General features: G+C 63.0%; 2 protein-coding genes and 1 pseudogene. 1 reads left to right on the forward strand and 2 read right to left on the reverse strand.

Annotated features, from left to right (window positions below):
* Together AC5RWX_RS32390 and AC5RWX_RS32395 are read right to left on the reverse strand one after the other, a co-directional pair.
* Positions 1 to 170: pseudogene (locus AC5RWX_RS32390) on the reverse strand (aquaporin family protein); the annotation flags it as partial.
* 91 nt (positions 171 to 261) lie between these two features.
* Positions 262 to 2076: a glycerol-3-phosphate dehydrogenase/oxidase gene (locus AC5RWX_RS32395; RefSeq protein ID WP_494100272.1), complete on the reverse strand. Its 1815-nt coding sequence runs from the start codon at positions 2074 to 2076 to the stop codon at positions 262 to 264.
* Positions 2077 to 2199: 123 nt separating this feature from the next.
* Between AC5RWX_RS32395 and AC5RWX_RS32400 the strand changes: the two genes are divergently transcribed.
* Positions 2200 to 2522 (forward strand): sigma factor-like helix-turn-helix DNA-binding protein (locus tag AC5RWX_RS32400; RefSeq protein WP_494100273.1); only part of this gene is annotated, 323 nt, incomplete at its 3' end.

Below are 2522 nucleotides of genomic sequence, written 5' to 3' on the forward strand. Positions count from 1 at the left end.
ACATAAACACCCGCGAAAACTGCGACACCCCATCCCCAGGTGACCATCAGGAACCCGCCGCTGTTGCCTTTCGTCCCTCGCAGGGCGACGTTGGCGACGACACCGCAACCCAGCAGGGTCAGCATCGCCGTTCCGAAGACTTCGGATAGAAAAACAATTCCAAGAGACATCTTTGACTCCTCTATTTTCTGTTGTCAGTCCTTCGCGGGTTGAAGGACCGTTTGGACGGGACGGGTTGAGCGCCCCGGCCGACAGCCTGTCCTATGCGACCAGGCTGTGCGTTTCTACGCGGTGGAACCGTTGCAGAACGTCCTGCGCGTACCGGATCTCCGCCGCACGTGCGGCGGCGTCCCATCCCAGTGGACTGGAGAGCACTTCAGCCACCTCGTTGAGCAGCTCGCCCGTCACGAGACCCCGGAAGGCCAGTGAAGTGCGGCGGATGAGGACATCCACGAGGTGCCCGACCTGCTCATGGGCTGCCATGAATTCCAGTTCACGGGCACTTAGTTCGCGGGTGGAGTGCAGCAAGTGGTCCGGCCCCCCGTCGAGGTAGGCAATCACCTCCTGCGCCCTGGTTCCGTAGCGGGTGAGCAAGCCGGCAGTCCGGTCCGCATCACGGCCGGCAGCCATGTGATCTTTGATCCATTTCTGCACGCCCGCCTCGTCGGAGGGGAAACCGGCGCCGCCGCCGATGGCGAGCTGCGCCGTCGATACTTTGCGCTGCACGCCGAGTTCGGCGAGGACGTCGTTGGTCAGGTGCTCCGCCAGTGCCCGGAAGGTGGTCCATTTGCCACCCACCAGGCTGAGGACGACAGCACCCGCCCCGGCACCTCCGCTCCTGGAGCCCCGGCGCTCGATCCGGTAATCCCGGGAAACGAAGCCGGGCTGGGTCACATCATGGCGGGGCAGCGGCCGCACCCCGGAGAAGGTATAGACAATCTGTTCGCGCTTTACGGGAATGTTGGGGAAGACGTGACCGATGAGTTCGAAGAAGTACTGGATTTCCTCATCTGAACAGACGGCATCCTGGGCCATGTCCGCGTCAATGTCCGTGGTCCCCACGAGGACGCGGTCCCCCATCGGATAGATGAGCACAATCCGGCCGTCGGTGTGCTCGAAGAAAATTTCGCGCCCCCGGCAGGCAGCAAGGAGTTCCGGGTGGTCGAGCACGATGTGCGAACCCTTGGTGCCGCCCATAAAGGTGGAGGCCGCACCCATGGCTTCATTGGTGAGGTCCACCCAGGCGCCCGTGGTATTCACGATGACGTCGGCAGTGAAATCGAATTCCTCACCGGTCAGCTCGTCCCGCAACCGGACGGTGCTGCCTTTGCCGGTGCCGCGGTTGGGCTCGCCGGTCATGGACCTCAGTGACAAGTAGTTACTGGCACGGGCCGTGCTGCCCTGGGGGTTCCCGCCGGACGCATGGCCTGCCTTTTCGCCGTCCTGCAGGACATCCAGCGTGAGCCGCTCCGGGTTATGGACGGAAGCGTCGAAGTAGGTGGCCGCGTATTTGACGTCAGGGCGGAGGTCGGGCAGCTCAGCAAGGGCGCGTTTTTGTCCCCTGAACTGGTGGCGCGGCACGGTGCCGCCGTCGCGGGAAAACGAGTCGTACAGGCTGAGTCCGATTTTGATGAGGAAGGCGCCGCGTTCCTTGGGCTTGCCCTGCTGCTTATGGGTGAGGAAGCGCAGGGGGGCAGCGAGCACTCCGGAGAAGGTGCTGAAGATTGGAATCGTGGTCTGCAGCGGTTTGACGTAGTGCGGTGCGATCCGGAGCAGTCTGTTGCGTTCCACCACCGACTCCCGGACCAGCCGGAACTCGCCGTTCTCGAGGTAGCGGATGCCGCCGTGGATCATGTGTGAGGAGGCGCCGCTGGCTCCCTGGCAGTAGTCGCCGCGTTCCACAAGTGCCACGTCCACCCCCTGCAGGGCCAGATCCCGGAATGTTGCGACGCCGTTGATTCCGCCACCTACCACCAGCACTTTTGCATGTGGCCGGAGCCGCAGATTGTGTACTGACGGGCGTTCGGCTCCGGGCTTAGGTGCGGCAGGGCGGGCGGGTGAATCCTTGGGTCCCAAAACAACTCCCTTGGGCTTTGCGTGGCGCGGACACGAAAAAGTGATCCGCCGTTCTCATCTATTGTTTGGAGTAATGGAAAATGGAGTCAAGCACTATGCACAAACGTGCAGAATGGAGTTGCGGTGGAGGCTTCCCGGCATGCTGACGCCCTTCGGGCTGCACAAATGTATTACCTGCAGGACCTGACGATGGATGCCATAGCCCGGGAACTCGGCACATCCCGCTCGACTGTTTCCCGGCTGTTGTCCTCCGCCCGGGATTCGGGGCTGGTGCAGGTCCAGATCCGCAACCCTCTTGACACAGGCCCCGAGCTGGAGGGCCTCATTCGCCGCCGGTACGGGGTAGACGCCCATGTTGTTCCGGTCGTGGAAACGCTCAACGAGGCTGAGACCCTGGACCGGGTGGCTATGCAGGCGGCCCGCACCATCGGGCCCTTGGTGGATTC

Source organism: Arthrobacter sp. SPT-J7, assembly GCF_059089965.1.